The following is a 2,451-nucleotide window of genomic DNA, read 5'->3' as shown; positions in this document are numbered from 1 at the left end:
TTAACTTCCTTTCTTATAAATATAAAATAGATCCAGCCTCAGAATTAGTTAATATCAATGATGCTGATAAATTTTTAGAGGAAGGAAGATACGATTTTAACTGTGATAATCAATGTGCTACCTTAATAATCGAAAAGTTTTCTGTGAACTCGAAGATCTGCTATTGGATTTATGTGTTAACGGGAGAAAATAGTCCTTATAATCCTGAAGTTATTGATTCTGAAAACGACTTTCAGAATATTCCTAACCCACGTTCTAAAAATCAGATTGAACAGAATAAGCAATATTTTGGAATTTTGATTCCTATAGAGTTTACACTTTTTTTTCAAATAAAGAGTTAAACAAATTCTTGCAGCTACACTACAAAAAATCTTTTCTCCCGAAAACGATTGATATCTCACCTGATATTGTTGGTAAGGAAGAGTTCGAAAAAAAATTGCGTTTAATTAAAGAGATAAAACTGAAATATACACAATCAAAACAATCAGACTTTTTGCAATGCAATCAGAAGGCAATTTGCTAAAGATGGCTAAACTTGTGTTGGGTGAATTTCCCACGGATGATTATACTGAAATAGAATTCGGCTTGGATATAAAATTTAAAGAAAAAAATAATTTAAAAGAGTTTTTTTGAACTTTTTTAAAAAATATGAAGTAAATCCCGTATTTAAAAACATAATTTTTGTGGGAAAGACACATAACAATTTTGATATAATATTTAATACTGAAAATTTTCAACATAAATTTGCTATTAAAACAAGTAAAAATGATAATTGTATGTATAATGAATGAAATATAAAAGAAAAATTAAAGCATGAAATCGTAAATTTTACGGTATCTATTTAATAGAGCTCTGTAGCGTGTAAATAGATATATTTATTAAACTGCGTGTATGCGACATATTAAAGAACACACAGACTAAAAAAAGTACCAAAGTATAATATTTGAATATCTAATTACCAAAGTACGGTATCCAATGAAAAAGAAAACTTGTGCTCCGCGTATTTAGAAATGACAGGCAAAGAAACAGTTTCTTTATAACTACTTGGGAAAATTAAAACGACACGCGCTAAAATTATTAACTTTAGGAGACTGTGCATATACTGTTGTAACTCACATGTTAAGCTCTTCCAACCTGTTGTATTACCGCATTTATATTGTGGGTTGTTTTGCAACTCAGAAGGGATATTAGAATTGCATAAAATTGCAAAAACAGTTGTTACGATCACCAAAGAAATAGACGCGAATGTCAAAATACCCTGAATAAAGTCAAGATTTTTTCTTATTCCTGAAAAACATACAAATATAAAAATTATAACGCCAAACAAGGCTTTTCTCTTCTTATCTGTAAACATATTTATTTCCTGTGAAAAAATTATGATCTCAATTTCTTAAATTATTTTCTGATATAAAAACACAAACTACCTTTTAGTTTTTTCAGTATTTGCTTTTCTTTTAATAGCAATGTCTTCTATTGCATCCAGTTGCTTTTAATATTTTAGTTAACCTCGTTTATGATTTATCTATAGTTGATGACAGCTTTAAACACAGAGCTCCATAATCCCAAACTCTTGCTTGCATTTTGATACCCAAATCCACCTTTCAAAAAAGCCCATAGCACTGGCAACCCTTTCATAAAGATTAAAGAAAAGCTCTGTTATTTCAAAAGTACACGAAAGGGAATCATAATTGCCGCAACATTTTTTGCGCTGATGCTGGCGACTCATGTTTTAAAAAACAAATATTTTGAAATTCGTGTATCCTAAAATCCTTAATTTGTATTAATGGATTTATTTACTTTATAAATTTGATACTATAGAGCCATTTTGGCTTCTAGAAATATATTGTACATTAAAAAAACTTTTTAATCACTCTTTAAATGCATATCCAATCCAAAAATGATCAGCACTTTTCACTATTTTGCTATTTTTTAGAAATCTATTTTAAATTCTCCTATCATTAGTTCATGAAGAGTTTTGGCTCGTGAAAGAAGATCTTTTTCAATCTCTTCACAATACTTAGAAAAATCTGTTGCTCTTGGAATGATTTTTTTAGACATGCTTTCTACGTTGCTCTGCAAAATGCGTTTAAAGGACTCTTTCAACATCAATAAGGAAATACCTTTGAGTTCAGTTTGATAAGCTTGAGAAGAGGTTCATCGTCCATATCTTTTCGCTTGTGGAAGCTACCACAAGAGAACAAGCGAAAAAAGTATTAGAGATATCATCATTTGAAGCTTTTACAGCAATAAACCTGTGAAGCCATATGCAAGTCTCAAGTGCGTTTTCTTCATTCGGTTTTTGTTTTTAATTTTCCATACGACACACGGCTATTTCAGGCTATTACTTTGGGTTGATTAAGATTTGTAAGGAAAGTTGATTGGCAAGCAGTTAAGGCTGAATTTAAAGACTGGGATTATAAAGCCCAAGGGCTGACAGAAGCCGGTGCGGCT

Annotated in this window: 2 pseudogenes; one reads left to right on the top strand and one right to left on the bottom strand. The window is 30.4% G+C overall.

The features are described from left to right. Positions 1 to 341 (top strand): annotated as a pseudogene (locus tag ACFIL8_RS09170) (hypothetical protein); the annotation flags it as partial. Between the two features lie 496 nt (positions 342 to 837). Here the strand turns inward: ACFIL8_RS09170 and ACFIL8_RS09165 are convergent. Further along, a pseudogene (locus tag ACFIL8_RS09165) lies at positions 838 to 1,354 on the bottom strand (hypothetical protein). Between the last annotated feature and the right edge of the window lie 1,097 nt (positions 1,355 to 2,451).

It is taken from the genome of Bartonella sp. AP57NXGY (assembly GCF_042195805.1).
Taxonomy (GTDB): Bacteria; Pseudomonadota; Alphaproteobacteria; order Rhizobiales; family Rhizobiaceae; genus Bartonella.
The sequence above is the reverse complement of the archived record's forward strand: the minus strand, read 5'-3'. Positions and strand labels throughout refer to the sequence as shown.